Genomic DNA, 26006 nt, shown 5'->3' with positions numbered 1-26006 from the left:
GCGGCCTTCTCGCCATCCACCTTTGCGTTCAGCGAGGTGCGCATTCTACAGATCCTTTTCTTCGTGTCAAGCTTTTTTAACTTCTTCGTCAAAAAAACTTCACACCCAAAAACCTGTCAATGCCCCGGAAATAAAGCTTAACCCTTTGATTAAACTGAACTTCTGTTCCGCCTCAACATCAGCGAAGGCCGCATTCTACAGCACCCAAATCCCTTGTCAACCCGGTGCGGAGGGTTTTTTTGCCGGGCAGTGCCAAGAAATATTGTCGGTTGCGATAAAACAATCACTTGACGCTTATCCGGGCAAACTTGCGCTTGCCGACCTGAAGCACGACGACACATCCTCGAGGCAACATCAGGCCTTTATCGGAGATCTTCTCGCCATCCACCTTGACCCCACCCTGAGCCACCAGGCGTATCGCTTCGGAGGTGCTTGCTGTCAGCCCAGCCTGCTTCAGCGCCTGGAGCACTGCAATCCCATCGGCCGATTCCGCCTGAAATACCCATTCATTCATCACCTCGGGCAGGGCTCCTTGGCGAAAACGCATCTCGAAATCCACCAACGCCGCTTTTGCGGCGGCCTGGTCATGAAAGCGCGCCACGATTTCCTGCGCCAGCGCCACCTTGACGTCCCGGGGGTTTCGCCCGCCTTCCACCTCGGTCTTGAAGCCGGAAATTTCCGCCTCGCTGCGAAATGAAAGCAGGTCAAAGTAGCGCCACATGAGCGTATCCGGGATCGACATCAACTTGCCGAAGATTTCCTGGGGCGACTCGTAGATTCCCACATAGTTGCCCAGGGACTTGGACATCTTGTTGACGCCATCCAGCCCTTCCAGCAGCGGCACCGTCAGTATGCATTGCGGCGTCTGGCCATAATGTTTTTGTAGTTCACGCCCAACCAGGAGATTGAACTTCTGGTCCGTCCCTCCCAGTTCCACATCCGCCTTGATGGCCACCGAATCGTAACCTTGGCACAAGGGGTACAGGAATTCATGGATGGCGATCGGCTGCCCCTTGTTGTAGCGCCGGGAAAAATCGTCCCGCTCCAGCATGCGCGCCACCGTGTGCTGCGCTGCCAGCTTGATCATCCCGGACGCCCCAAGTGTCTCGAACCAGCTCGAGTTGAACACCACCTCCGTTTTGTCCGGATCGAGGATCTTGAAGACCTGCTCTTTATAAGTCCTGGCATTCTCCAGCACCTGCTCGCGGGAGAGCGGTGGGCGCGTCACATTCTTGCCGCTGGGGTCGCCGATCATGCCGGTGAAATCCCCGATCAGAAACACGATCTGATGCCCCATCTCCTGGAAATGGCGCAGCTTGTTGATCAAAACCGTATGCCCAAGATGCAGATCCGGTGCGGTTGGATCAAACCCGGCCTTCACCCGCAGAGGGCGGCCTGTCTTGAGCTTTTCCAGCAACTCCGACTCGACCAGCAACTCGTCGCAGCCGCGCTTGATGCGGCGCAGGGTGCTTTCAATATCCGACATTTACAATTTCTCCGTCATTTTCCGGGCCGGACGACGCAGCGCTTTGCTAAAATCGCAAGCTTTACCGGCCAGCCCATAGAAACAATGATCAAGCGCCGCATTCTAAACCACCCCACTCGATTCCTCGACCGCCTGTTTCATCATCGCTGGGCCATTGCCGCCCTTGGCAGCGTCTCGGCACTGAGCATGATGGCAGCCACCGCCGTCCCGGTCAGCAGTCCTCCGCCTGACGGGCAGTTGCAGGTTGTTGAACAACTTGCGCTGCAGAGCCAGGCCCCCTTGCAGCAGGGAGGGGATTTTTTCTTCCGGGAAGAAAAAATCGCACGCGGCGACACATTCGGCAGTTTGATGGCTCGCCTCGGCATCCAGGATGATGAAGCCCAGCGCTTCATCCTGAATGCTCCTGAAACGCAGCACCTGCACCGCCAGCTGGTCGCCGGACGGACGATTTCTGCACGCACCACCGAATCAGGCGAACTTGTGACCTTGTACATCCCCATGAGCGGCACTGAGACGGTCACGATCATCGAGCGCAGCGATGGAAAGCTGAAAGCGAGCGAACACCCCTTGCAATACGAAACCCATCAGGTTTTGAAATCGGGGGAAATACGGAGCACCTTATTTGGCGCAACGGATGCAGCCGGGATACCTGACAGCATTGCCATCCAGATGGCGGAAATTTTTTCCAGCGACATCGACTTCCACACCGACCTGCGCCGGGGCGACCATTTCAGCCTTGTCTATGAAATGCAGTACTACCGGGGGCAACCGGCTCGCAGCGGCCGCATCCTTTCTGCCGAGTTCGTCAACGACGGAAAAACTTACCAGGCCTTCTACTTTGACCAGGACGGCAAAGGGGCTTATTACAGCGCCGACGGAAAAAGCCGGAAAAAAGCCTTTTTGCGCTCTCCCCTGGAGTTTTCGCGGGTCACTTCCGGCTTTTCCATGCGCTTGCACCCTATCCTCAAAACCTGGCGCGCGCATAAAGGCGTCGATTATGGCGCCCCGACCGGCACCCGGGTCCGGGCAACCGGTGACGGCATCGTAGCCTTCATCGGCAAGCAGGGAGGTTATGGCAATCTTGTCATCATTTCCCATGCGGGCGGTTATCAAACCTACTACGCCCACCTGAAGGGTTTTGCCAGCAACTTGCGCAAAGGCAGCCGCATCAGCCAGGGAGACCACATTGGCTATGTTGGCCAGACCGGCTGGGCTACCGGCCCCCATTTACACTATGAATTCCACGTCAAGGGCGATGCCATCAACCCACTTTCCATCGCCGTGCCGACGACCGTTCCCCTGAGCGCGTCACAGCAGCCACACTTCCGGGCCCAGGCCCGACAACAGCTTGCCATGTTGCAATTGCTGCAGGAGGCACCCTCCGCCCGGTTCGAATGAAGGCAGCGCCGATCCAGCAAAAAAGGGGCCGGCGGCCCCTTTTTTGCTGGATCGGACTTGGTTCAAACCGAAAACGAAGAACCGCACCCGCAGGTGGAAGTGGCATTCGGATTACGAATCACGAACTGCGAGCCCTCCAGGCCTTCGGTATAGTCGATTTCAGCCCCTACCAGATACTGATAGCTCATGGGATCAATCAGCAGCGTGACGCCGGACTTTTCCAGCAGGGTATCGTCTTCGTTACTCACCTCATCGAAGGTGAACCCATACTGGAACCCGGAGCAGCCGCCGCCCGTCACAAACACCCGCAGTTTCAACTCGGGATTTCCCTCTTCTTCGATCAGCTCGCGCACCTTGCCTGCAGCACTGTCAGTAAAATTCAGGGGCATCTTCTGTTCTTCAGCCGTTTCGGTCATTTCAGTCATTTCACTCATATCAAACTCCTCAAAAATGGGTCGATTATCAAATCTGGCAAGACACAGGGTCAAGACGATTAGTCGCTTTTTTCCTGGCTTGGTTCCTTGCCCGTCAGCAGGCCAGGTTCCTTGCCCGTCAGCAGCAAACGCCCCTCCACCACCGCGCCTTGCTGAATTTCGATCATGGCATAGGTCACGTCACCGGAAATCCTGGCCTTGGGCTGCATTTCGAGAAACTCCGTTGCATGCACGGGGCCGTTGATGGTGCCATTGACGATCAGATGGCCCACCGTCACCTCGCCTTCGATACGAGCATGCTCACTCAGGACCAGGGTAGAAGACGCTCCCGGCTCGGCGGTGACGCGTCCTAGTATTTCCCCATCGACTCGCACCCCACCCGAAAAGACGATGTTTCCTTCGATGCGGGTTCCTCTACCGATCAGGGTGTCTATCTGATTGGCCGCCGGGCCATTATTTTTTTTTGCGAACAACATGAAAGACTCCTAAAAAGTCACTGCCGTCGCTGCGCGCACGGACTTTCCTTGCAGCAGCTTGAGATCCACGCGTTTCAACTGATCGCCAGGAGCCAGTGTGATCACCCCCTCCTTGCGCAACCAGTGCCGGGTTGTCACGGCATAATCGCCCGCCGTAGATTGCTGCCGCTCCGGCCACTGAAGCTGCAGCTCTTTGCCGTTCCGGGTGACGGTCAGGACAAACTGCAAAGTACCAGAAAGCGCCTGAGGCTGGCGGCCTGACTGATAACCCACCAGGACGGAAAAACGGTATCGATGTGGCACGACGGGATCGGGACGGACGGTCAGCCGATCGAGCCGGACTTCGCCCTCACGCGCCCCGACTGGCACCAGGCGCAGCAGATAGGCAAGATCGTCTTTGAGCATGGCGTGATCATCGGCCAGGATGCGCAACTCCTCACTCAACGAACGATTGGCGCTACTCGTCATCTCCTGGCTGGTCAGCGCCTCCCCGCCTTGCTGCACCTGGCCCTCCAGTTGTGTCAGACGCGCCTGCAAGGTCTCCATATCCGGTTCCCCGGAAGAGCGGAAATAATGACTCGACAAGAGCAGCACGGCGACCAGGAGCAACGCCACCAAGGCCCCGCCCAATGCGTAGGCATACCAGGCAAAATGAGGACGCACCGCCAGACGTGGCGCCCTGATGCCAAAACGGTGCCGAAAACGCTTCAACTTCCGGGTGGCGGCGGCAACCGGCATAGGCTTCTGGGCTCCTTTCAGGCAATTTCCGGATTATCGGTGAAAACCGGATCCGAATGTAGCGAGGCGGATGATAACCGCCAAGGACACAAACAAAAAAGCCGCCTGATGGGGCGGCTTTTTTGTTTGCAGCAACTGAAAATCAGCGCTTGGAGAACTGCTTGCGGCGACGGGCCTTGTGGAAACCCACTTTTTTCCGCTCCACTTCACGGGCATCGCGCGTCACGAAACCCGCACGGGACAAAGAGCCCTTCAAGCTCGCATCGAACTCGATCAGCGCACGGGTGATCCCATGGCGAACCGCACCCGCTTGACCAGACTCACCGCCACCGCTCACATTGACCTTGATGTCGAAGCCTTCGAGCTGATTGACCAGCTCCAGCGGCTGACGCACGATCATGCGGCCCGTTTCACGAGAGAAGAAAATGTCGGCCGGCTTGCCATTGACGACAATGACGCCAGTGCCACGCTTCATGAATACACGGGCTACCGCGCTCTTGCGCCGACCCGTACCGTAGTAGTAGCTAACAGCCATTTGATACCCCTCAGATTTCCAGAGCCTTGGGCTGCTGGGCAGTGTGCGGATGTTGGGCACCGGCGTAGCACTTGAGCTTCTTCAGCATCGCGTAGCCCAGAGGACCCTTCGGCAGCATGCCCTTGACGGCCTTTTCCAGGGCGCGACCGGGGAAGCGTTGCTGCATTTTCTTGAAATTGGTTTCGTAGATACCACCAGGGTAACCAGAGTGACGGTAGTACTTTTTGTCCTCTGCCTTGTTGCCGGTAACACGGATCTTATCCACATTGGTCACCACGATGAAATCGCCGGTATCGACGTGGGGAGTGTAGATGGCTTTGTGTTTACCGCGCAGGCGGTGTGCAATTTCGGTGGCGAGGCGGCCGAGCACCTTGTCTGCGGCATCCACCACAAACCACTCGCGCGTCACCTCATGTGGTTTGGCGGAAAAAGTTTTCATCGACGGCGTTCCTTTGCCAACAAGATTTTCAAAGAGGCGTGATTCTACGAGAAACATCAACACCCTGTCAATCTTATTTATGAAACAGCGAAAAATGAGAAGATGGGCGCCTTTCTTCCTCCGGTCTTTCACATGGCACAGGAAATCGAACTCAAGCTCGCACTCCCCATCCGCTTTGCCCCCCGTCTGCGACAGCACCCTGTCCTGGCTTCCAGCCAACCCGACAAGCGCTGCATCCGCAACCTCTACCTTGACACCCCGGAGCAGCTTCTGCGCCAAAAAAACATCGCCCTGCGGCGCAGGCAGCTGGGGCAGACCTGGCTCCTGACCGTCAAGACTGCCGACGTGGCCCGCAATGGGCTATCGTGCCGACACGAGTGGGAGTATCCCATGCCCCCCGACCAGCTGGATTTTTCTCCGATTGAAGCCCAGGAAATCCGCACGCTGCTGGAACAGCAAATCGACAAACTCGAGCTTGTCTTTCGCACCGACTTCGTTCGTACCGCCTGGCACATTCCCCATGAAGGCGCGCAAATCGAGGTGGCGCTCGATCTTGGCCACATCCGCACCCAGCATCGCCGAACCAGCATTCACGAAGTCGAGCTGGAGCTTTTGAGCGGCCCGCAAGCAAGCCTGACATCTTTGGCCCAGCACCTGCAACAAAGCCTCCCGCTCACCCCTCTGGCGCCCAGCAAGGCCGCAAGAGGTTTCGCGCTGCTCAACGCCCTGTAAGCTGATTGTCATGTTTTCTGGCTAGGATGCTGCACCCTGACAGGAGACAAAAAATGGATCTATTACTCTGGCGCCACGCCGAAGCAGAAGAAGGGCCCCTGGACATGCAACGCCGCCTCACCCAGAGGGGAGAAAAACAGGCACATCAAGTGGCTCGCTGGCTGCATCAACGCATGCCCAAACAACTGCGGATTCTGGTCAGCCCGGCCGTCCGTGCCCAGCAGACTGCCGCCGCGCTGGACCTGCCCTTTGAAACCCATCGCCAACTAGGTCCCGATGCCTGCGTGTCCCATCTCATCGCTACCGCAGGCTGGCCCGATGCGGCCGGCGCCACCCTCATTGTCGGCCACCAGCCGGCATTGGGGCAGATGGCCTCGCTGCTGCTCTCCGGCGCCGAGGCCGACTGGACCATCAAGAAAGGGGCGCTCTGGTGGTTCACCAACCGGGTGCGCCAAGGCGAAACCCAAACCGTGCTGCGTGCCGTCATCTCCGCTGACCTGGCTCACTGAAACAAGCCTTTGCAAATAGCCGCCCACCCTGGACGCGGCTTTGCTGGCCCACCTGCCTCAGCAATCCACCTGCCCGGCTTGCAGAAACCTCGCGCCATACTGTCGATGCACTTTGGCTTGTAGAAAGACGTCGAACAAGTCTGGATCGATGTGGCCCCCATCACGGAAGTCCTGCATGATGGCCAGCGCCTGGGAGAGCTTCATGGCGGATTTGTAGGGGCGGTCGCCGGCGGTCAAGGCTTCAAAGATATCGGCAATCCCCATCATGCGGGCCTGCCAGCTCATGTCTTCGCGCTTCAGTCCCTTGGGATAGCCTTTACCGTCCATGCGCTCGTGGTGCCCTCCTGCATATTCCGGCACCCGTTTCAGATGTTTGGGCCAGGGTAAGGTTTCCAGCATCTTGATGGTGGCAACGATGTGGTAATTGATGATCTCCCGCTCGGACTGAGTCAGGGTGCCGGCCCGGATGGTGAGGTTTTCCAGTTCGTCAGCGCTCAGGAAAGACACCTCCTCCCCGGCCGGGTTGCGCCAGCGGTAATGACGGGCAATTTCCCGCACCCGGACAATGTCTTCATCGCGCATGCGTTCGCCGCCAATATTGGCGCGCCGCAAAAACGCCCGGTCCTCCTCCAGTTGCTGGCAACGGGCCGCAAAGCCGGCCTGTTGCGCGGCGCTATCCGCCCCCGCCTCGATGGCGCGCAGCATGGCAATCTCGGCATCCCGTTTCAAGACTTCAAAGCGGGTGTCGATGAGGTGGATGCGGTCGAACAGGGTCTGCAGTTTGGTGGCCTTGTCCACCACATGCACCGGCGTGGTGACCTTGCCACAATCGTGTAGCAGGGCCGCGATCTTGAGTTCGTAGCGGTCCTGGTCCGTGAGGTGAAAGTCTTTGAGCGGTCCTGCCGTGGCCTGGTCGGCCGCCTCGGCCAGCATCATGGTGAGCTCTGGCACCCGCTGGCAGTGCCCCCCGGTATAGGGGGATTTTTCGTCGATCGCGATATTGATGAGTTTGATGAAGGATTCGAACAGAGTTTCCAGCTGCTGCACCAGTTGGCGATTGGTGAGCGCCACCGCCGCCTGGGAAGACAGGGATTCCGCCAGACGTTGATCGCCAGCGGTAAAAACGCCCACCGTACGGCCCGGTCCGTTCATGGCATTGATGAGCTGCAGCACGGCAATCACCTCGCCCTCATGATTTTTCATGGGGACGGTCAGGAACGATCTGGAGCGGTAGCCGGTACTTTCATCAAAGCGGCGGGTGCCGGAAAAATCAAAACCCTCCACATCATAAGCATCGGCGATATTGACGGTGCAGGCATGCAAGGCGGCATAGGCGGCGACCATGCAGTTGTTGGGCTGGCCCGCTGTGGTGTAAAGCGGCAGATCGTGAAACTTGTCGGAAAGGGGCTGGCCCGAGGCCCCACCGAAGGCAATACCCAGGCTGTCATTCCTGACAATGGCGAATTCGAGCCGCTGGCGATCTTCACCGACCCGGTACAGGGTCCCCCCTTCGGCCCGGGTGATGGCCTTGGCCGCCAGCAGGATTTTTTCCAGCAGCCGCTCCAGGTTGCGCTCGCTGGAAAGGGAGGCGCCAATATCATTCAGCTGCTCCAGACGGCGGAATAAATCGTCGGACGTATCCATGACAGCCTCCATCACTTGATGCAGACGGCCCGCACCTGGATGAGATCGGTGATGCCTTGCAGCACCTTTTCGATACCATCCATTTTCAGGGTGCGCATGCCTTCATTCAAGGCACACGCCAGGACTTCCGCAACCCGGGCCTTTTCCTGGATGAGTTTCTTGACTGGATCGGTCCCCACCAGAAGCTCGTGCAAGCCGACCCGGCCCTTGTAGCCGGTGTCGCTGCAAGCAGGGCAGCCCCGGGCTTTGTAGAGCGTCAGCTTGCCATCCTTGAACCAGTTTTTCTGCCACTCCTGACGAATGGCTTCCCGGGCGGCCTGGGGGTTCTGGCGCCAGCCATCCGTATTGCGGAGTTCGTCACAGTATTCGTCCAGGAGATGTTCGATTTCAGCCTCATCCGGGGTATAGGCGCTCCGGCATTCCTTGCACAGGCGCTTGCCCAGGCGCTGGGCGAGGATGCCCAGCATCGCATCCGCGAAGTTGAAGGGATCCATGCCCATGTCGAGCAGGCGGATGATGGACTCGGGGGCGGAGTTGGTGTGCAGGGTGGCCAACACCAGATGGCCGGTGAGGGAAGCCTCGATGCCGATACTGGTCGTCTCGGCGTCCCGCATTTCCCCCACCATGATGATGTCCGGATCGGCACGCAGGAAGGCGCGCATGATGGTGGCAAAGTCCAGGCCGGCCTTCTTGTTGATCTGCACCTGGCGCAGCCCCTTCTGGGTGATTTCCACCGGGTCTTCGGCGGTCCAGATCTTGGTGTCCGGCTTGTTCAGATACCCGAGGATCGAGTGCAGGGTGGTGGTCTTGCCGGAGCCGGTAGGGCCACAGACGAAGAACAGTCCGTAGGGCTTTTCGACGCAGCGGATGAGATTCCGGTAATTGTTGCTGGACAGTCCCAGTTGTGCCAGAGGAATAGGCTCACCCGCGGCAAGGATGCGCATCACCACATCTTCCAGGCCGCCAGCGGTGGGGATGGTGGCCACCCGCAATTCGATATCCAGGGGGCCATATTTCTTGAACTTGATCTTGCCATCCTGAGGTCGGCGCTTTTCGGAAATATCCAGGTCGCACATGATCTTGATGCGGGTGACCATGGCGGCGCGGAAGGAGGCCGGGATTTCAATGTATGGGGCAAGCGAGCCGTCCTTGCGAAAACGGATCAGGGTTTTTTCCTTGCCTGGCCGAGGTTCGACATGAATATCAGAGGCGCCTTGCTGACAGGCATCCACAATGATCTTGTTGACCAGCCGCACGAGTTCATTGTCTGCTGCTGCCGAAACATCATCGCCGCCGCCCTCGCCGGCGGTTTCGTCGTCTCCCATGTCGGAGAGCATTTCCCCGATGCTGCCCAGGTCCGACAGGGCGCCAAAAAACTGGTCCATGACCTGCTGGAATTCCTGATGGGTGGTCACCCGGTAGATGATTTTTTTCTTGGGATAAATGTTATTGACCACCCTGGCATTCTTGACCCGCTCCGGATCGGGGGACAGCACCACCACCCCCTCCGGGCTTTCCTCGACCGGCACCCAGCCACTTTCTTCCAGATAGTCCCGCTTCAGATTCCTGAGGAGGTCGACCGGCTTGATGCGCCCGGGCTTGAACGGTTCGTAGGACGTCCGGAAAAACTCCGCGAGGGATTCACCAATGGCTTGGGGCTTGACCTTGAAATGCTGGATCAACACCGATTCCAGGTCCATCTCATGCTCCCGGGCGCGCTTGTGGGCGTCTTCCAGTTCCGAGGCGGCCAGGATCCCGGCACTGACCAGACCATCGTAGCGGGACCGGGGGGCCTGAGGACCTCGCTGACGCTGGGTCAGGGCCACCGCCAGGGTCGCGGAGAGCTCCTTGACCCCCTCTTCCGCCCAGGCAGGAAAGGGTTGATCGTCCTTGCTGTTGATCAACTGCACCACCCCCAGCAATTCTCCCGCCCCATCCAGGATGGGACTCACCAGCATCTGTCTGGAACGGTAGCCGGTGCGGCGGTCCACTTCCTTGAGAAACTGCAGGTGCGGGCTGTACTGGCTCAGTTCCTCATCGTCATAAACGTCGCGGATATTCACGGTTTTCCTGTTGGCGGCCACATAGCCGGCAATGCTCTGGTCGCCCACAGGAAGCTTCAGGTCTTTGGTGGAGTGAAGACCGGTCTTGACACGCGAGACGATGCTCTGGCCGGCGTCGGCCAGCACATAGAGGGTGAGCCGGTCCGCATTGAACAGCTTGCAGATGTCCTGGGGTAGATCCAGCATCAATTCGTCAAGGTCATGCGTGGCGTGAATCCGATTCGTCACGCTCTGCAGGTCCTTGAGAAATATCAGACGCCGGGCGACATGGCTACCAACAGGGGTTTCCGGGGAAGAAGTGGCATTCATGGCGTTACTCGGGTTTCCTGATCCACGGGTCCGGAGCTGTTTGCGGCAGCCCTCCCTCGAGCCAGCGGGCATCAAAACCCTGCTGGGCGAGCAAAAAGGCAGCCGTTGCGCTACGGCGCCCGGAGCGGCAGTAGGTGATGTAGGTCTGCTCGCGGGGAAGCAGCGTAAAGGCATTGCGGATTTCGTCGAGGGGCATGTTCAGGGCGCCCGGCAGACCATCCAGCGTGTATTCAGCAGGGTAACGTACATCCAGCCAGCGCCCCCCCGCTTCAATCAGTTGCCTGGCTTCAGGGAAAGTCACGGACTTGAGCAAGGGCGCCTTGAGCAGGCGAATGAAATCCGGCTTGGCAAGCCGCAGCAGCCGCCCGGCAGTTTTCATGCGGACGGTGGCATTGCGCACTTCCCCGGACACCAGGGCCTCTTCGCCAAAGGCCTGGCCTGGCCCCAGTTCGGCCACCAGCAGATCGGCTCCGCCCACCCGGCGCACAACCTGAACGCGGCCCGACTCGATCAGATAATACGCATCGCCGGCCTCACCCTCCTGAACGACCCGGGTTTCTTCGGGCACTTCCAGCGGCTCGAAGCAGGCCAGCAACGCGCCGATGTGGGCCGCTGGCAGGTGGGAAAACGCCCCCCGGGTCAGCAGCGCCGCCGGCAGGTGACCGGCATGGGCTTGCCATGGCCCGGTTTGCCAGCCCGCCCCATGCAGGGCCTGCCCCCAGGTCAGCAACTGATCCAGCGCCAGCCCGTCCACCTGGATCATTAGCGTATCCGTGATCGCTTGCAGGCGCACGGGATAGGGGCCAGCCTGTCCAAGCGGCCAGCAGCCCTTGGCACAGCCGCCCACCAGCACCTCGCGTGTCCCCCCGGGATAAGTCAGGCACAACTCGCCGCTGGCCAAGTACAAGAGACCGCTCCCCCCTGGCACCGGCGCCTCGGCACGTTCGCCGCGCGGCATGCAGCGGACGTGGCAGTTTTCAAGCAGAGCCGCCAGATGTTCAGCGTCGAGCCTGGCCAGAGGCTGCAACTTGCGTAGATAAGGGAGCAGTTCCTGTTGCGCCATCTCAGAACTCGATCACCAAGTTGTTTTGCAGCATGCGCGGGCGAAAATCGCCCAGGCAGGTTTCAATCTCTCCCATGGTCAGTTCGATCTGGCCAGGCTTGAGATGCGTGATGTAGATATCGCAATGATCCACATGCGCAAATTGCTGCAGCTCCGACATCAGGCTGCTCGGGCACAGATGCCGGGAAAGCTCGGACAGGCGCTTTTCCCGGTTCGAAAAAGCACATTCGATGATGAGCGCCTTGAGATCGGTACGGGCATTGAGTACCTCCCAGAAAGCAGCGCAGCCCCCGGTATCGCCACTGAAAGCCAGGCTACCCCGGCCGGAATCGAGCAGATACCCCACCGCCGGCACGGTATGATCTGCCGGCAACGGGGAGATGCGGCGCCCCTGCCCCAGGTCCCTGACCTGACCAGGCTCGAAGCTCTGGAAGCGCAAAGCCGGGTTTTCCGGACTGGGAATTTCAGAAAAATCAGGCCACACCGACCAGTTGAAAATGTGGTGCCGCAAGATGGTCAGCGCGGCTTCGCTGGCGTGCACCGTCAACGGCGTGGAGCGCATTTCCCCGACCGTGTCGACCATCAAGGGCAGCGCGGCAATATGATCCAGGTGGGTGTGCGTCAGAAATACATGGTCGATGGCGGCCAGTTCGGCAATGGAAAGATCCATGACCCCGGTGCCGGCATCGATCAGTACATCGTGATCCAGCAGCATCGAGGTCGTGCGCAAGTGCCGCCCGCCAATGCCGCCGCTACAACCCAGAATGCGTAGTCTCATGATGGTTTATTTGGCCTGATAAGTCGTTACCCCATCCCATTCCGGGCCTGGCGGATCCTGCCTCAGATGGGCAATCCGGTCGCGATACAAGCGGCACAAGGCCGCGTAGGCGGGTGCCGTGTTTTCCAGGCTGAGGAGTTGTGCCTCGGCCTGATCCCACGCCTGCTGATGATAACGGGTCAATACCTGTTGCCATGATTCCAGGGCTGACAGGGCCTCCGGACCCAGGCTTGCCCGGCTGCCCAGGGGCTCGTAGATGCTGACCCCACGATCCTTGCCCTTGACCCGCACCCGGTCCAGCTCGCGAAATGCCATGTCCGGCAGCTCTGCGCGGGTGGCCTCGCCGACGATGATGCCCACGCCATAGACCTTGGTCAGCCCCTCCAGGCGCGACGCCAGATTCACCGCATCGCCCATGACCGTGTAAGCCTTGCGCACGGGCGATCCCATGTCGCCCACCGTCATCACCCCGGTATTGATGCCCACGCCGATCGTCAGCGGCGGCCAGCCCCGGGCTTTGAAAGGTTCATCCAGAAGGCGCAGGGCGGTCTGCATTTCGAGCGCCGCCAGCACGGCATGGCGGGCATGGTCCGGATTTGCGACCGGAGCCCCCCAGAAAGCCATGATGGCATCGCCAATGTATTTATCCAGCGTACCCCGATACCGGCGGATGATCTGCGTCATCGCCCCCAGATATTCATTCATCAGGGCCACCAGTTCCCTGGGGTTCATGCCTTCGGAAAGATGGGTGAAATTGCGCACATCCGAGAACAGCACCGTCAGCGTCTCATTACGTCCTTCCATGCTGTAGGCCTCGGGATTCCTGGCCATTTCGTCCACCAGTTCAGGGGGCACGTACTGGCCGAACAGTTCGGTAAACTGGCGCTTGCTGCGCGCTTCGACAAAGTAGCCCCAGGCCATGTCCATGCCGTACAGCAAGAGGATCATGCTGACCGTCGCGGCAAGCGGCAGGACCAGACCGGCGCCATGCCAGAGGCTGAAATTGATGCCAATCACCGCCAGCAGCATCCCCATGGCGAGAAAGGAAGCCGGCCAGGGCGAGAGTCGCGGCAGGAGGAATGCCAGCAATCCCCCCGACAGCAGCAGCAACGCCACCTCTACCCCGAGGATATAGGGAGGCCGCTCCCGGATATTCCGATCCAGAATCCCGGCAATCAGGTTGGCGTGAATTTCGACACCGGGATAAGCGCTGCCCACGGGCGTCACCCGCAAATCCATGAGCCCTGGCGCCGAGGTGCCCAGCAGGGCAATACGGCCCCGCAACTGCCCGACCGGAACCCGCCCCTTGAGAATATCGGTAGCGGAAATATAGGTAAAACTCCGCGCCGGGCCCCGGTAGGGAATCAGGACCGCCGCCCTTTCATCCACCGGAATCCGGTAAGTGCCAGCCGCAGAAACCAGATCCAGCCACTCCATGCCGGCAGCAGGATCGGGAATACCGGGCCGCAGGGTGATCTCGCCAAAATAGGCGCGTAACACGGCCAGGGCCAGCGCTTCGTAGTAAGCCCCCTGATATTCGACCAGCAAGGGGACGCGACGCGAAACCCCATCGAAATCGACCAGTGGATTGAAATGGCCGCCGCCGGCCGCCGCCGCCTGCAAGGCCGGCAGATTGGCGCCATAGCTTTGCCAGCGGGTAAACGCCGTGGCAATGCCGGCAAAACTGCCAGGCGGCAACACCGGCGGCGGCAAGGCACCTGTCGTGGGCATGCCTTCCTGGGCCGAGAAATAAAATCCCAGGACGACGGGGCGGCCTTTCAGGGTTTGCGCCAGACGCCCGTCAAAATCCAGCTGGGAACGCAAACCCCGCAAACTTTCCTGGTAGGTGCGGTTATCCCGCAATCTGCCCTGGGCGAGGGCCTCCAGCACCCGGATGCCGGAACTTTCGTCCGGCTCGGCAAAGACCACATCAAACCCCAGCACGGCGACACCGTGATCATCCACCAGACGCCGCACCAGTTCGGCCACCTTGTCCCGGCTCCAGGGCCAACGCCCCTCTGCGGCGAGACTGCGCTCATCGAGGTCGATGATGGCGACCCGGTCATCCCCCCCGCCGGGTGCCGAAAGCCGCACCCGGACATCGTAGAAATAGGCATCCAGGACCTCCAGCAGGGGTATCCGCCAGACCTGGGCGCCGTGCCCGAGAAAGAGCAATACCAGCAACCCTCCCAGCAGGTAGCGGCTCAGCCTGGCCTTGATGCCTCTCATGGAAACGGCGGGCCTCAGGACTTGAGGAAAAATTCCATTTTCACCCCGGATATTTCGATCACATCATGATCCTTGAGAGGGTGGGCCTGGGCATCCAGGGTATGTCCATTGACCACAGGAAAATGGGCCCCTTCGACGTGGGTGATGAAATACCCCTGCGGACGGCGGGCAATCACCGCCACCTGGACGCCGGGCTTGCCCAGGGAGGTCAGGGTCTTCACCAAGGGCAGCTCCTTGCCGGCATTGGCCCCATTGAGAATCTGGATGACCGCCCCCGGAAGCGCGGCCGCCGGCGTGGGCTGCGCCCCTTCCCCCCCGGGCGCCAGCGTCTGAGAACCGAGGGAGTGGTCGCCCTGGGCAGGAACGGCATCCGGCGCCACCGGCTTGAAGGTAGCGGGGCGAATGATCATGGTTTTTTCATAATCGCTGCCTTGAGCAGCCACTGGCGTGTCATTCAGATACTTGAGCTTGTACTTGCCCAGCTCGATCACGTCGTTATGCCGGAGGAAATGCTTCTTGACGGGCTGACCATTGACCAGGGTGCCATTGGTGCTGTCCAGATCCTCCAGGAAAGAATCATTGAGGATGGTCACTACCGCCGCGTGCACACCGGAAATGGCCAGATTGTCGATCTGGATATCGTTGTGGGGTTTGCGCCCGATGGTGATGCGCTCCTTCTCCAGGTTGATTTCCTTGAGCACCAGACCATCCATCGAAAGTATCAGTTTTGCCATTTTCTCATGCGCCTCACTTTAACCAGGCCAGCAATCTCTGCCACCCGCTGCGTGGCACCCTGAAGCGACCTGTTATCTTGACGAGGATAACCGAAACATTGTCCCGCCCCCCATTGTCGTTGGCCAACTGGACCAACTGCTCCCCCGCCAGCGGCAGGTTGGCCGCCAGGGTCTGCAAGGTCAGCGCGATATCATCCTGCTCGACCATGTCATTGAGCCCATCGGAACACAGCAGGTAGATATCCCCCACCTCGACATCATAACGATTGAACTCAGGCTCCACCATGGACTCGACCCCCAGCGCCCGGGTCACCAGATTCCGGTTCCGGGAATGGCGCGCCTCCTCTTCACTCAACAGCCCGCTGTCGATCTGCTCCTGAAGCAGCGAATGGTCGCGGGTCAGGCGCTCGAGATGGCCCTGCCGCAGGCGGTAACAGCGCGAATCCCCCACATGACCCAGCAGCAGCCGGTCATCGCAAAACAAGCCCAGCACCAGGGTCGTCCCCATGCCGGCATATTGAGGTTCGCACTGCGCGGCCTGATGAATGGCCTGATTGACGGACAAAATCGCTTCTTGCAGTGGATGCTCCAGGGCATCGGGGAGCATGCGCTGAAACGCCGGCTCCCCCAGCCTCCCGGACAGGAGGGTGACGGCCATGCCGGAGGCCACCTCTCCGGCGTTGTAGCCCCCCATGCCATCGGCCAGAATGACCAGGCCCTTGCCAGGGTCGGCAAATACCGCATCCTCATTATGGTTACGCACCAACCCCGGATCCGTCAGCGCAAAAACCTGGAGTGCATCATTCAAGTCCATTCCATTTCCTTATTGCTGTTTTCCAGCGGCAGCGCCCATGCCGGCGCGCAGGACAACGGCCATCGTCTGGCCGCGCGGATACAGGGCCGCCCCCAGGGAAAGTTTGAGGGCCAGAATCAGAGCCCCGGCTTCATGTTGCATGAGCCCGTTACGGGAAGTCATGCCTGGGCACCGGCCTGAGCGCCGGCCCGGGCATCGGCCCCGACACCGGTCAGACGCTGCCAGTCAAGCACCGGCAAGGGCTCCGCCCCGGCCTCGATCAGGAAGCAGCGGGTAGGCACCCGGTAGCGCTGCAGCAGTGCCACGTTATAGGACAGGGTATCGGCGGGATAAAACCGGATGTCCTGCACCCCATCCGCGCCCAGCGCATACAGCGTCCCCTGATGCCGCACGATCACCGCAATCTCCCGGCGAATCTGGGCCAGGGTTTCCACCGTCCGGTCAAACAGGGCAAGCAGGGTCGCCAGGGTGTTCCGCTCTTCCTCCGCAAAGATCGCCAAGGCCGCATCGAGACGGCCTTGGGCCTTCATTTCCAGCAACTGGTCGGCCAGAGCATGAATCCGTTGATGGGGCGTATCGAACTGCAACAACAGCAGCCGCAAGCGCCGGTTATCGGTCTTGAAGCTGTCATACCACTTGCCAAACGCGCACTCGTGCGGATTGCGGGCCTTGGTGAAGGGCACGTCGTGATTCAGGGAGTGGGACAGGGCCCCCATCCAGTCCAGATGGTCCTGCTTGCGCGCTGCCAGGGTTTCCGCCAGGCAGGTGAGCTCATGCGTGTTCGATTTTTCTCCCAGCCGGGGCCAGAGCGGCAGATAAGCCAGGGCTGCCCCTTCGTAGGCGATCACGGCATCCCCTTCCGAGGGGTCGGCATCGGCGCCTGCCTTCTCCACTTTGAGCGTTCGCGCCTGGATGGCGTCGAGGATATGGACCACCTCGACCATGGGCACCGCCACCCGCTGCTGCCCCACTTGCAGCGTCAGCACTTCCAGGCCCTCCTGCAGGGCCCGGGTCATCAAGTCATCCTGGCCTAATGGCATCGCTTGCTCCTCTCCACAATCACTCGGGGAAACAACTCTAAAGCCTGGGTCCGGGCCTGTCCATGCCATGAGCACAACAATCCGGAATAAAAAAAGGGCAGCCTTTCCAGACCACCCTTTTTGTCCGGGGCCACTTGCCGGATTACAGCAGCGCCTTCAGCAGCTTGGCCATTTCGGAAGGATTGCGGGTCACGGTGAAACCGCATTCTTCCATGATGGCGAGCTTGGCATCCGCCGTGTCGGCACCACCGGAAATCAGGGCGCCGGCGTGGCCCATGCGCTTGCCGGCCGGAGCGGTGACGCCCGCGATGAAGCCGACGATCGGCTTCTTCATGTTGGCCTTGCACCACATGGCCGCTTCAGCTTCATCGGGCCCCCCGATTTCACCGATCATGATCACGGCATCGGTGTCGGGATCGTTGTTGAACATCCTCATCACGTCGATATGCTTCAGGCCATTGATGGGGTCGCCGCCAATGCCGACGGCAGAAGACTGGCCCAGACCGATTTCGGTCAGCTGGGCGACGGCTTCATAGGTCAGGGTGCCGGAGCGGGAAACCACGCCGATGCGACCCTTCCTGTGGATGTGGCCGGGCATGATGCCGATCTTGATTTCGTCGGGGGTGATCAGGCCCGGGCAGTTGGGGCCGAGCAACAGGGTCTCCTTGCCACCCGCGGCAACCTTGTGCTTCATCTTGTTGCGCACGATCAGCATGTCCCGGACGGGGATGCCTTCGGTGATGCAGACGACCAGGTCCAGGTCGGCTTCAACAGCTTCCCAGATCGCGTCGGCGGCACCGGCGGGCGGCACGTAGATGACGGAAACGGTAGCGCCGGTTTCGGTGGCGGCTTCCTTGACGGAGGCGTAGATGGGGATGTCGAAAATCTTCTCGCCGGCCTTTTTGGGGTTCACCCCGGCCACGAAGCAGTTCTTGCCGTTGGCGTATTCCTGGCACTTTTCAGTATGGAACTGGCCGGTCTTGCCGGTGATACCCTGGGTGATGACCTTGGTGTCTTTGTTGATCAGAATGGACATTCAATAACTCCTTACTTGACCGCGGCGACGATTCTGGCGGCAGCTTCAGCCATGGAATCGGCAGTAATGATGGGCAGACCGGAGTCGGCCAGAATCTTCTTGCCCAGATCTTCGTTGGTACCCTTCATGCGCACCACCAGCGGCACGGCGAGATTCACTTCCTTGGCAGCGGCCACCACGCCAGCGGCGATGGTGTCGCACTTCATGATGCCGCCGAAGATATTGACCAGGATGCCCTTGACCTTGGGGTTCTTGAGCATGATCTTGAAGGCTTCGGTCACCTTCTCGGTCGTGGCGCCGCCGCCGACGTCCAGGAAGTTGGCCGGCTCGCCGCCGAACAGCTTGATGGTGTCCATGGTGGCCATGGCCAGGCCGGCGCCGTTCACCAGGCAGCCGATGTTGCCGTCGAGGCTGATGTAGGCCAGATCGTACTTGGAAGCCTCGATTTCGTCGGGGTCCTCCTCGTCCAGGTCACGCATGGCGACGATCTCGGGGTGCCGGAACAAGGCGTTGGGATCGAAGTTGAACTTGGCGTCCAGGGCCTTGATGTCGCCGTTGCCTTCGAGGATCAGGGGATTGATCTCGGCCAGGGAAGCGTCGGTTTCCATGTAGCAGGTATAGAGCTTCTTGAAGGTGTCCATGGCCTGGGCCTGGGAGGCCTCGGGCACGCCGATGCCGACGGCCAGTTCCCTGGCCTGGGCGTCGGTCAGGCCGATGAGCGGATCGACGAAGACCTTGAGAATTTTTTCGGGAGTATTGTGGGCGACTTCTTCGATATCCATGCCGCCTTCAGAAGAAGCCATCATGGCGACCTTCTGGGTGGCGCGGTCGGTCAGCGCCGCAACATAGTATTCCTTCTTGATGTCGGCGCCTTCTTCGACCAGCAGGCGGCGCACTTTTTGACCTTCGGGGCCGGTCTGGTGGGTCACCAGTTGCATACCCATGATCTGGCTGGCGTATTGCTTCACTTCGTCGAGGGATCTGGCCACCTTCACGCCACCCCCCTTGCCGCGGCCACCGGCGTGAATCTGGGCCTTCACCACCCAGACCTTGCCACCCAGGGATTCAGCCGCAGCGACGGCTTCTTCCGCCGTCGGGCAGAACACCCCGCGCGGAACATTCACACCGAACTTCCTCAGGATTTCCTTGGCCTGATATTCATGGATCTTCATGCGGTTTCCTTGCTTGATTTTGATTTGCGAGCAACCAGGCGGGACCATTACCGCTTCCGGACCGGGGGTATGCCCCGATGCCACCAGCCAACCTCCCACCCACTCCCAGGGAACCTCTGTAACGGCAACCGCCGCAGCAAAGACCTCTGGCCTCCACCCACCGTCAAAGGTGTAATGTCAACGGCCGATATTATCACAAAGCGGAAAATCAAAAACGTGGCCAGGATTCATGATTACGAAACAAACCGTGCATTAGAATCGGTCCATCAGCCGGTCCCGACGTTGGCCCCGACGTTGGTCTCGATGCCGGCAAGCCGCCCCCGACAACCCCTCCCGCCCGGCTGACTTTCAGATGGAATTGCCGATCCGGAATTTAACTGATAGCTTTCCCGCACGATCGTTTCCAGAACAGCGAAATCCATGAAAACCATATTTCTCGTCGACGACTCAGCCACCATCCTGCTCAGCATTTCCAACATTCTCACCAAAGCAGGCTACGCCACCGAAAAAGCCGCCAATGCAGAAGAAGCCCTGAAAAAACTCAAGGCCGGCATCAAGATCGACCTGCTCATCACCGACCTCAACATGCCGGGCATGAATGGCATCGATCTGATCAAGGAAGTGCGCAAGCTGCCAGCCTACAAGTTTGTTCCCATTTTGTTCCTGACCACGGAGTCGCAGCAGGCACGCAAGCTGGAGGCCAAGGCGGCCGGCGCGTCAGGCTGGATCGTCAAGCCCGCCACCGCGGACGAACTGCTCAACACGATCAAGCTGGTCGTACGCTGAGACCCCCATGAAAATAACCGTTCTTTACCGCCGGGCCTTGCTCGTTTTCCTGATCGTCGCCAGCGGGGCGGGTTTGACGGTCTATTTCCTGAACGACTGGTTTCACCGTGTATTCCTCCCTGCCGCAGGCCTTGCCGCGCCCCTCGGGGATGCCGTAGGCACGGTCCTGATCGTCGCCGTGGCCTACCTGGCCCAGCGCATCGTCTCCCTCGCCTTCTTCCGGGACTACATGTATGGCCTTTCCCGTACCCAGGCCAAGGAAAGGCACCGCCGGAAAACCTTCTCCCATGTTTCGGAGGAAGTCGCCGGGGAACTCAAATCCATCCATGGATTCAACGAAATCATCAAGGCCCAGCTGCATGCGGTGACCCAGGAAACCGAGAAGGCGGCCATCAACATCACGGAAAAACTGCTCACCATCGACGCCGTCGTCACCGAGCTGGACCAGTTCGTTTCCACCACCAGCAGCGAATCCTCCGCCCTGGTGCAGGATTCGGAAAACCGGATCGCCCAGAACCACGCCACCGTCGAAAAGATGAACCACTATATCCAGCAGCGGATGGAAGAAACCGGGCAGGATCAGCAGCGGGTCGCCCAGGTCGTGCAGGAATCCCGCTCCCTCGCCAGTCTCGTGCAGTTGATCCGGAGCATTTCCAACCAGACCAACCTGCTGGCCCTGAATGCCGCCATTGAAGCCTCCCGGGCCGGCGAGGCGGGGCGCGGTTTTGCGGTGGTGGCCGACGAAGTCCGCAAGCTTTCCTCGGAAACCGAAGCCGCCGTCAACAAGATGAATAGTGGCATCCAGTCCGTCATCAAAAGAATTGAAGCCCAGTTTCAGGACAAACTCTCGAACAGCAGCCTGGAAAAGGAACAGGCCCTGCTCAACGACTTTTCCCAGCAGCTGGCGGGCCTCAGTCACGGCTATGAAGCATTGATGCGCCACGAAGCCAGCGTCCTGGCGACCATCCAGAACAACAGCTCGAAGCTGGCCAGGATGTTCATGGAAGCCCAGGCCAGTGTGCAGTTTCAGGATGTGACCCGGCAACAACTCGAGCAGGTCGCCAGCGCCCTGAATGATCTGGACGGGCACACCAGTCTGCTCGCCGACCGGCTGCTGGCCTTCGAAGACCCTGATTTCACCTATACCCCGATCGCCCAGCACCTCACTGCCATCTATCACCGTTACGTGATGGAGCAACAACGCCAGACGCACGACGATGCCATGGAGCACGGTGCGTCCGTCAAGAAAAGCGACGCCGCACCCAGCAGCAGGGTCGAACTTTTTTAAGGAAAAGCCATGCCCGAGAGCCAGCGCATCACCTTGCAGGAAGACCTCACCATCTACCACGCCCAGGAGCAGAAAATGCTGCTGCTGGAGACCCTGGCCCAGGCCGATGCCGTGGAACTGGACCTGTCCCAGGTATCCGAGATGGATACCGCCGGCCTGCAACTCCTGATCCTCCTCAAGCGCGAAGCCCAGAAAGCGGGCAAAAAGGCCACCATCGCAGCCCATAGCCAGGCCGTGCGCTCCGTCATCGACTTTTGCAACCTGGCGGCCTACCTGGGAGACCCCCTGGTGATCCCCGCCCAGGAAACCCATTGATCCGAAAGGCAAAGCCCATGGATGAACTGACCAGCGTCTTTGTGCAGGAAAGCCGCGAACAACTAGCGGACATGGAGGCCGGCTTGTTGCGCCTGGAACAGGACCCCAACGACGCCGACAATATCAACGCCATCTTCCGCGCGGCCCACACCATCAAGGGCGCCTCGGGCGTCATCGAATGCGGTTTTATCGAAGCCTTCACCCACAAGGTCGAAAACCTGCTGGACAAGCTCAGAAACGGGGAAATCACGGTCAGCGCCAATCTGGCCACCCTGTTGCTGGGCTGTTGCGACCACATGGGGCGCCTCATCGACGTGCTCGAAGCGGCCCAAGCCGAACCGCCCGCCGACATTGCCGCCCAGGGTGAAGACCTGACCCGCCAACTGGCCGCCTACCTGAACCCCGAAGCCGCCCCGCCTCCCGTCACGGAAGATCCCGGCCAGGTGCCCGTCGTCGAACAGGAGTCCCCCGTCGAGGTTTCGGGAGGCGGGGTCGTGATTACCGATGGCTGGCATATCTCCGTGCGCTTCGGCCCCAATGTGCTGCGCGGCGGCATGGACCCGCTTTCCTTCCTGCGCTACCTGGCCAGCCTGGGGGAAATCCTGGACATGGAAACCCTGCCCGATGCCATGCCCGATGCAGACGAAATGGACCCGGAATCCTGCTATCTGGGTTTCGAAATCCACTTCCAGACCCGCGCCAGCAAGGCCGACATCGAACGCGTCTTCGATTTCGTCCGGGACGAATGCGAGCTGCGCATCCTGCCGCCCAGCAGCAAGCTCTCGGAATACCTGCAGCTCATCGAGGAACTGCCGGAAGATTCCATGCGCCTGGGAGAGATCCTGGTGCGTTGTGGCGCCCTGACCCAGGCCGAACTCGAGGAGGGCCTGCGTCTGCAGCAGGAATCCCGCCTGGGTCGCGCTGAAGACAGCAAGACCCCGCCGGCTCAACTGGGAGAAATTCTGGTTGAGCAAAAGGTCGTGCAAAAAAATCTCGTCGATGCCGCCGTGGATAAACAAGCCCAGGTCAGCGAAAAGAAGGCCAGGGAATCCCGCATGATCCGGGTCCAGGCCGACAAACTCGACAAGTTGATCGACCTCGTGGGAGAACTGGTCATTTCCGGCGCCTCCACCAACCTGCTCGCCACCCGCAGCGGCCAGACCGAACTGGTGGAAGCCACCTCCATCCTTTCCCGCCTGGTGGAAGATATCCGCAATTCGGCCCTGCAACTGCGCATGGTGCAGATCGGCGAAACCTTCAACCGCTTCCACCGCGTCGTGCGTGACGTCGCCAAGGAACTGGGAAAAAACATCGAATTGCAGATTTCCGGTGGCGAGACGGAACTGGACAAGTCGGTGGTGGAGAAAATCGGCGATCCACTGATGCATCTGGTGCGCAACGCCCTCGACCACGGCATCGAACCGGCGTCTGTGCGCGCGGCGGCCGGCAAGCCGGTACAAGGGCATGTTGCGCTCAATGCCTATCATGATTCCGGCAGCATCGTCATCGAAGTCTCCGACGACGGTGGCGGCCTCAAGAAAGAACGCATCCTGGCCAAGGCCATCGAAAAGGGGCTCGTCCAGCCGGGTCAGAACCTGTCTGACCAGGAAATCGTCAATCTGATTTTCGAGCCCGGCTTCTCCACCATGGAAAAGGTCTCCAACCTTTCCGGCCGGGGCGTGGGCATGGACGTGGTGCGCCGCAACATCCAGTCCCTGCGCGGCACCGTGGATGTCACCACCCAGGAAGGACGAGGCTCGACCTTCACCATCCGCCTCCCCCTGACCCTGGCCATCATCGACGGCTTCCTGGTGGGAGTCGACAAGTCAGCCTACATCATCCCGCTAGATACGGTGGTCGAATGTATTGAACTGAAAGACCAGCCCGACAACCAGCACTACCTGAATCTGCGCGGCGAAGTCCTGCCTTTCGTCCGCCTGCGGGACACCTTCGGCATCAAGGGCGCAGATCCGGTGCGGGAAAACGTGGTGGTGGTCCAGTATGCCGGCCAGAAGGCGGGTATCGTCGTGGATCAACTGATGGGGGAATTCCAGACCGTGATCAAACCACTCGGCGACATTTTCAAGCACCTGCGCGGCATTGGCGGCTCGACCATTCTGGGGAGTGGCGAAGTCGCCCTGATCCTCGACGTGCAGGCCCTGGTCCAGCGCTGTGCCGCTGCCGAAGAAAACCGCATGCGCAACATCAACCGCCTGCTCAGCACCAGCCCCAACTGATTCCAGATTTCAAACGACTTCAAACCTTCAAACCTTCAAACCTCAAACCTTAGCCGCAATCATCACAGGAGCATTTCATGCTTAAAAACTTGAAAATCAGAACCAAGATCGGCCTCGGCTTTGCCATCACCCTCTTGTTCCTGATCGTCGTGTCAGGCATCAGCATTACCCGCCTGAACGATCTGCATCAGGACGTCGACCTCCTGGTCAACGACCGCTTCCCGAAGACCATCCAGGCCAACAACATCATCGATAATGTCAATATCGCCGCCCGCGCCACGCGCAACATGCTGCTCGACTTCACCGAGGACACCATCAAGAAGGAAATGGAACGGATCACCGGCCCGGAGGGTGTCACCGCCACCATCAGCAAGAACATGGAGCTGCTGGAAAAAAGCGTGACCCATCCCAAGGGCAAGGAAATTTTTGCCGCCATGAGCAAGGCGCGCAATGAATATCGGGTTCACCTGAACAACTTCCTGGAATACGCGAAAGCCGGCAGTCGCCATGAAGCAATCCAGCTGATGTTTGGCGATCTGCGCACAACCCAGAACGCCTACATGGATGCGATCAACCAACTGATCGTCTTCCAGAACGAGCTGGTCGCCGCCCAGGGCAAGAAAGCTCAGGAAACCGTGGCAACCGCCCAGACCCTGATCATTGCCCTGGCGGTAGTGGCCACGGTGCTGGCGGCCCTGATCGGGTTCTTCGTTGCCCGCGCCATTACCCGGCCCATCTCGCAAGTCGTGGATGCCGCCAAGAAAATGGCGGTCGGCGACTTCAATTTCGAACTCAAGTCCGACGCCAAGGATGAAGCAGGTGAAGCGCTGCGCGCCGTGGAATCCGTTCAGCAAGCGGTCCAGGCCATGATCAACGATACCAACATGCTGGTCAGGGCCGCCGTGGAAGGGCGGTTGTCCACCCGGGCCGATGCGGACAAGCACAAGGGCGATTACAAGAAGATCATCGAAGGGGTGAATGCCACCCTCGATGCCGTGATCGGCCCCATCGACGAAGTGAAACGCATCCTGACCGCCCTGGATCAGGGAGACCTGACCCAGAGCATCTCCGCCCAGTACCAGGGTGACTTCCTGGTGCTCAAGGACGCGGTCAACAACACCGTCGCCCGCCTCTACGACACCGTCTCCCAGGTCAAGACCGCCGCCGACACCCTGACCAACGCTGCCGGCCAGGTTTCCGCCACCGCCCAGTCCCTGTCCCAGTCTTCTTCCGAACAGGCCGCTTCGGTGGAGGAGTCTTCGGCTTCGGTGGAAGAAATGTCCGCGTCCATCAACCAGAATGCGGAAAACGCCAAGGTCACTGACAGTACGGCGGCCAAGGCGGCCAAGGAAGCCACCGAGGGTGGCAAGGCCGTGGCCGAGACGGTTGGCGCCATGAAAAAGATTGCCGAAAAGATCGGCATCATCGACGACATCGCCTACCAGACCAATCTGCTTGCCCTGAATGCCGCCATCGAGGCGGCCCGGGCGAGCGAACACGGCAAGGGCTTTGCCGTGGTGGCGGCCGCAGTGCGCGAACTGGCCGAACGCTCCCAGGTGGCGGCCCAGGAAATCGGCGAACTGGCCGGCAACACCGTGGGCACAGCCGAGAAGGCCGGCAAACTGCTCGACGAGATCGTGCCGTCCATCAACAAGACTTCCGACCTGGTGCAGGAAATCGCCTCCGCCTCCCAGGAACAGTCCTCCGGCGTCGCCCAGATCAACAACGCCATGAGCCAGTTGAGCCAGGCC

General features: G+C 60.0%; 25 protein-coding genes. 8 read left to right on the top strand and 17 right to left on the bottom strand.

Annotated elements, in window-relative coordinates:
* Positions 1-283: 283 nt before the first annotated feature.
* On the bottom strand, positions 284-1486 hold the full coding sequence (gene tyrS / locus WBH99_RS11830; protein ID WP_424220298.1) for a tyrosine--tRNA ligase: 1203 nt from the start codon (positions 1484-1486) through the stop codon (positions 284-286).
* An 84-nt stretch (positions 1487-1570) separates the two neighbouring features.
* On the opposite strand from tyrS, the gene WBH99_RS11825 reads away from it, so the two are divergent.
* Positions 1571-2884, top strand: a complete 1314-nt coding sequence (locus WBH99_RS11825) for a M23 family metallopeptidase (RefSeq protein ID WP_424220297.1) — start codon at positions 1571-1573, stop codon at positions 2882-2884.
* 62 nt (positions 2885-2946) lie between these two features.
* Here WBH99_RS11825 and erpA read toward each other — a convergent pair whose 3' ends face one another.
* From erpA to rplM, 5 genes are all read right to left on the bottom strand, one after another.
* Positions 2947-3300 (bottom strand): iron-sulfur cluster insertion protein ErpA, encoded by a 354-nt coding sequence (gene erpA, locus WBH99_RS11820; protein ID WP_424220300.1) that lies wholly within the window; start codon positions 3298-3300, stop codon positions 2947-2949.
* 77 nt (positions 3301-3377) lie between these two features.
* Complete coding sequence (locus WBH99_RS11815; protein ID WP_424220296.1) at positions 3378-3794, bottom strand: bactofilin family protein; 417 nt, start codon at positions 3792-3794, stop codon at positions 3378-3380.
* Between the two features lie 9 nt (positions 3795-3803).
* On the bottom strand, positions 3804-4532 hold the full coding sequence (locus WBH99_RS11810) for a DUF6776 family protein (RefSeq protein ID WP_424220295.1): 729 nt from the start codon (positions 4530-4532) through the stop codon (positions 3804-3806).
* 142 nt (positions 4533-4674) lie between these two features.
* Positions 4675-5067 (bottom strand): 30S ribosomal protein S9, encoded by a 393-nt coding sequence (rpsI, locus tag WBH99_RS11805; protein ID WP_424220294.1) that lies wholly within the window; start codon positions 5065-5067, stop codon positions 4675-4677.
* Positions 5068-5077: 10 nt separating this feature from the next.
* Positions 5078-5506, bottom strand: a complete 429-nt coding sequence (gene rplM / locus WBH99_RS11800) for a 50S ribosomal protein L13 (protein WP_424220299.1) — start codon at positions 5504-5506, stop codon at positions 5078-5080.
* 132 nt (positions 5507-5638) lie between these two features.
* Here rplM and WBH99_RS11795 point away from each other — a divergent pair, with 132 nt between their 5' ends.
* Positions 5639-6238: an inorganic triphosphatase gene (locus WBH99_RS11795; RefSeq protein WP_424220293.1), complete on the top strand. Its 600-nt coding sequence runs from the start codon at positions 5639-5641 to the stop codon at positions 6236-6238.
* A 53-nt stretch (positions 6239-6291) separates the two neighbouring features.
* Positions 6292-6747 carry a SixA phosphatase family protein gene (locus WBH99_RS11790; RefSeq protein WP_424220292.1) on the top strand — a complete coding sequence of 152 codons (456 nt, stop codon included), beginning with the start codon at positions 6292-6294 and terminating at the stop codon, positions 6745-6747.
* A gap of 57 nt (positions 6748-6804) precedes the next feature.
* Here the strand turns inward: WBH99_RS11790 and WBH99_RS11785 are convergent, their stop codons facing one another.
* The 11 genes from WBH99_RS11785 to sucC form a co-directional block, all read right to left on the bottom strand.
* Positions 6805-8391, bottom strand: a complete 1587-nt coding sequence (locus WBH99_RS11785) for an HD domain-containing phosphohydrolase (protein ID WP_424220291.1) — start codon at positions 8389-8391, stop codon at positions 6805-6807.
* An 11-nt stretch (positions 8392-8402) separates the two neighbouring features.
* On the bottom strand, positions 8403-10763 hold the full coding sequence (locus WBH99_RS11780; RefSeq protein WP_424220290.1) for an ATPase, T2SS/T4P/T4SS family: 2361 nt from the start codon (positions 10761-10763) through the stop codon (positions 8403-8405).
* Between the two features lie 4 nt (positions 10764-10767).
* Entirely contained in the window at positions 10768-11826 is a 1059-nt protein-coding gene (locus WBH99_RS11775; RefSeq protein ID WP_424220289.1) for a cyclic nucleotide-binding domain-containing protein, read from the bottom strand.
* Position 11827: 1 nt separating this feature from the next.
* The gene (locus WBH99_RS11770; RefSeq protein ID WP_424220288.1) at positions 11828-12604 is read right to left on the bottom strand and encodes an MBL fold metallo-hydrolase; all 777 of its coding nucleotides are present in this window, start codon (positions 12602-12604) and stop codon (positions 11828-11830) included.
* A gap of 6 nt (positions 12605-12610) precedes the next feature.
* On the bottom strand, positions 12611-14833 hold the full coding sequence (locus WBH99_RS11765; protein ID WP_424220287.1) for a CHASE2 domain-containing protein: 2223 nt from the start codon (positions 14831-14833) through the stop codon (positions 12611-12613).
* Between the two features lie 14 nt (positions 14834-14847).
* Positions 14848-15567, bottom strand: coding sequence for an FHA domain-containing protein (locus tag WBH99_RS11760; protein WP_424220286.1), 720 nt, complete (start codon positions 15565-15567; stop codon positions 14848-14850).
* A 13-nt stretch (positions 15568-15580) separates the two neighbouring features.
* Positions 15581-16381 (bottom strand): Stp1/IreP family PP2C-type Ser/Thr phosphatase, encoded by an 801-nt coding sequence (locus WBH99_RS11755; protein WP_424220285.1) that lies wholly within the window; start codon positions 16379-16381, stop codon positions 15581-15583.
* A 9-nt stretch (positions 16382-16390) separates the two neighbouring features.
* On the bottom strand, positions 16391-16543 hold the full coding sequence (locus WBH99_RS11750; RefSeq protein WP_424220284.1) for a hypothetical protein: 153 nt from the start codon (positions 16541-16543) through the stop codon (positions 16391-16393).
* The gene (locus WBH99_RS11745) at positions 16540-17421 is read right to left on the bottom strand and encodes a CZB domain-containing protein (RefSeq protein WP_424220283.1); all 882 of its coding nucleotides are present in this window, start codon (positions 17419-17421) and stop codon (positions 16540-16542) included. The genes WBH99_RS11750 and WBH99_RS11745 overlap by 4 nt, the downstream gene beginning before the upstream one ends.
* 142 nt (positions 17422-17563) lie before the next feature.
* Positions 17564-18457 carry a succinate--CoA ligase subunit alpha gene (sucD, locus tag WBH99_RS11740; RefSeq protein ID WP_424220282.1) on the bottom strand — a complete coding sequence of 298 codons (894 nt, stop codon included), beginning with the start codon at positions 18455-18457 and terminating at the stop codon, positions 17564-17566.
* Positions 18458-18468: 11 nt separating this feature from the next.
* Entirely contained in the window at positions 18469-19677 is a 1209-nt protein-coding gene (sucC, locus tag WBH99_RS11735; protein ID WP_424220281.1) for an ADP-forming succinate--CoA ligase subunit beta, read from the bottom strand.
* A 372-nt stretch (positions 19678-20049) separates the two neighbouring features.
* Here sucC and WBH99_RS11730 point away from each other — a divergent pair, with 372 nt between their 5' ends.
* The 5 genes from WBH99_RS11730 to WBH99_RS11710 all read left to right on the top strand — a co-directional run.
* The gene (locus WBH99_RS11730) at positions 20050-20415 is read left to right on the top strand and encodes a response regulator (protein WP_424220280.1); all 366 of its coding nucleotides are present in this window, start codon (positions 20050-20052) and stop codon (positions 20413-20415) included.
* A 7-nt stretch (positions 20416-20422) separates the two neighbouring features.
* Positions 20423-21703 carry a methyl-accepting chemotaxis protein gene (locus tag WBH99_RS11725; RefSeq protein WP_424220279.1) on the top strand — a complete coding sequence of 427 codons (1281 nt, stop codon included), beginning with the start codon at positions 20423-20425 and terminating at the stop codon, positions 21701-21703.
* 9 nt (positions 21704-21712) lie between these two features.
* Positions 21713-22018, top strand: coding sequence for an STAS domain-containing protein (locus WBH99_RS11720; RefSeq protein WP_424220278.1), 306 nt, complete (start codon positions 21713-21715; stop codon positions 22016-22018).
* 17 nt (positions 22019-22035) lie between these two features.
* Positions 22036-24255, top strand: coding sequence for a chemotaxis protein CheA (locus WBH99_RS11715; protein ID WP_424220277.1), 2220 nt, complete (start codon positions 22036-22038; stop codon positions 24253-24255).
* An 89-nt stretch (positions 24256-24344) separates the two neighbouring features.
* Positions 24345-26006, top strand: a 1662-nt coding sequence (locus WBH99_RS11710; RefSeq protein ID WP_424220276.1) for a methyl-accepting chemotaxis protein, incomplete at its 3' end; no start/stop codon positions are given.

The sequence above is a fragment of the Azovibrio sp. genome (assembly GCF_049658005.1).
Taxonomy (GTDB): domain Bacteria; phylum Pseudomonadota; class Gammaproteobacteria; order Burkholderiales; family Rhodocyclaceae; genus Azovibrio.
This window is presented reverse-complemented; position numbering and strand designations above follow the sequence as displayed.

What these genes read in the sequence shown, in the direction of transcription:
- WBH99_RS11775 (WP_424220289.1), bottom strand. Translation starts at nt 11,826, where the DNA reads ATGGCGCAACAGGAACTGCTCCCTTATCTACGCAAGTTGCAGCCTCTG.
- WBH99_RS11715 (WP_424220277.1), top strand. Translation starts at nt 22,036, where the DNA reads ATGGATGAACTGACCAGCGTCTTTGTGCAGGAAAGCCGCGAACAACTA.
- WBH99_RS11790 (WP_424220292.1), top strand. Translation starts at nt 6,292, where the DNA reads ATGGATCTATTACTCTGGCGCCACGCCGAAGCAGAAGAAGGGCCCCTG.
- WBH99_RS11815 (WP_424220296.1), bottom strand. Translation starts at nt 3,794, where the DNA reads ATGTTGTTCGCAAAAAAAAATAATGGCCCGGCGGCCAATCAGATAGAC.
- sucD (WP_424220282.1), bottom strand. Translation starts at nt 18,457, where the DNA reads ATGTCCATTCTGATCAACAAAGACACCAAGGTCATCACCCAGGGTATC.
- WBH99_RS11785 (WP_424220291.1), bottom strand. Translation starts at nt 8,391, where the DNA reads ATGGATACGTCCGACGATTTATTCCGCCGTCTGGAGCAGCTGAATGAT.
- WBH99_RS11750 (WP_424220284.1), bottom strand. Translation starts at nt 16,543, where the DNA reads ATGACTTCCCGTAACGGGCTCATGCAACATGAAGCCGGGGCTCTGATT.
- tyrS (WP_424220298.1), bottom strand. Translation starts at nt 1,486, where the DNA reads ATGTCGGATATTGAAAGCACCCTGCGCCGCATCAAGCGCGGCTGCGAC.
- WBH99_RS11725 (WP_424220279.1), top strand. Translation starts at nt 20,423, where the DNA reads ATGAAAATAACCGTTCTTTACCGCCGGGCCTTGCTCGTTTTCCTGATC.
- WBH99_RS11825 (WP_424220297.1), top strand. Translation starts at nt 1,571, where the DNA reads ATGATCAAGCGCCGCATTCTAAACCACCCCACTCGATTCCTCGACCGC.
- WBH99_RS11730 (WP_424220280.1), top strand. Translation starts at nt 20,050, where the DNA reads ATGAAAACCATATTTCTCGTCGACGACTCAGCCACCATCCTGCTCAGC.
- WBH99_RS11780 (WP_424220290.1), bottom strand. Translation starts at nt 10,763, where the DNA reads ATGAATGCCACTTCTTCCCCGGAAACCCCTGTTGGTAGCCATGTCGCC.
- erpA (WP_424220300.1), bottom strand. Translation starts at nt 3,300, where the DNA reads ATGACCGAAACGGCTGAAGAACAGAAGATGCCCCTGAATTTTACTGAC.
- WBH99_RS11770 (WP_424220288.1), bottom strand. Translation starts at nt 12,604, where the DNA reads ATGAGACTACGCATTCTGGGTTGTAGCGGCGGCATTGGCGGGCGGCAC.
- WBH99_RS11755 (WP_424220285.1), bottom strand. Translation starts at nt 16,381, where the DNA reads ATGGACTTGAATGATGCACTCCAGGTTTTTGCGCTGACGGATCCGGGG.
- sucC (WP_424220281.1), bottom strand. Translation starts at nt 19,677, where the DNA reads ATGGTCCCGCCTGGTTGCTCGCAAATCAAAATCAAGCAAGGAAACCGC.
- WBH99_RS11810 (WP_424220295.1), bottom strand. Translation starts at nt 4,532, where the DNA reads ATGCCGGTTGCCGCCGCCACCCGGAAGTTGAAGCGTTTTCGGCACCGT.
- WBH99_RS11745 (WP_424220283.1), bottom strand. Translation starts at nt 17,421, where the DNA reads ATGCCATTAGGCCAGGATGACTTGATGACCCGGGCCCTGCAGGAGGGC.
- WBH99_RS11720 (WP_424220278.1), top strand. Translation starts at nt 21,713, where the DNA reads ATGCCCGAGAGCCAGCGCATCACCTTGCAGGAAGACCTCACCATCTAC.
- rpsI (WP_424220294.1), bottom strand. Translation starts at nt 5,067, where the DNA reads ATGGCTGTTAGCTACTACTACGGTACGGGTCGGCGCAAGAGCGCGGTA.
- WBH99_RS11795 (WP_424220293.1), top strand. Translation starts at nt 5,639, where the DNA reads ATGGCACAGGAAATCGAACTCAAGCTCGCACTCCCCATCCGCTTTGCC.
- WBH99_RS11760 (WP_424220286.1), bottom strand. Translation starts at nt 15,567, where the DNA reads ATGGCAAAACTGATACTTTCGATGGATGGTCTGGTGCTCAAGGAAATC.
- WBH99_RS11765 (WP_424220287.1), bottom strand. Translation starts at nt 14,833, where the DNA reads ATGAGAGGCATCAAGGCCAGGCTGAGCCGCTACCTGCTGGGAGGGTTG.
- rplM (WP_424220299.1), bottom strand. Translation starts at nt 5,506, where the DNA reads ATGAAAACTTTTTCCGCCAAACCACATGAGGTGACGCGCGAGTGGTTT.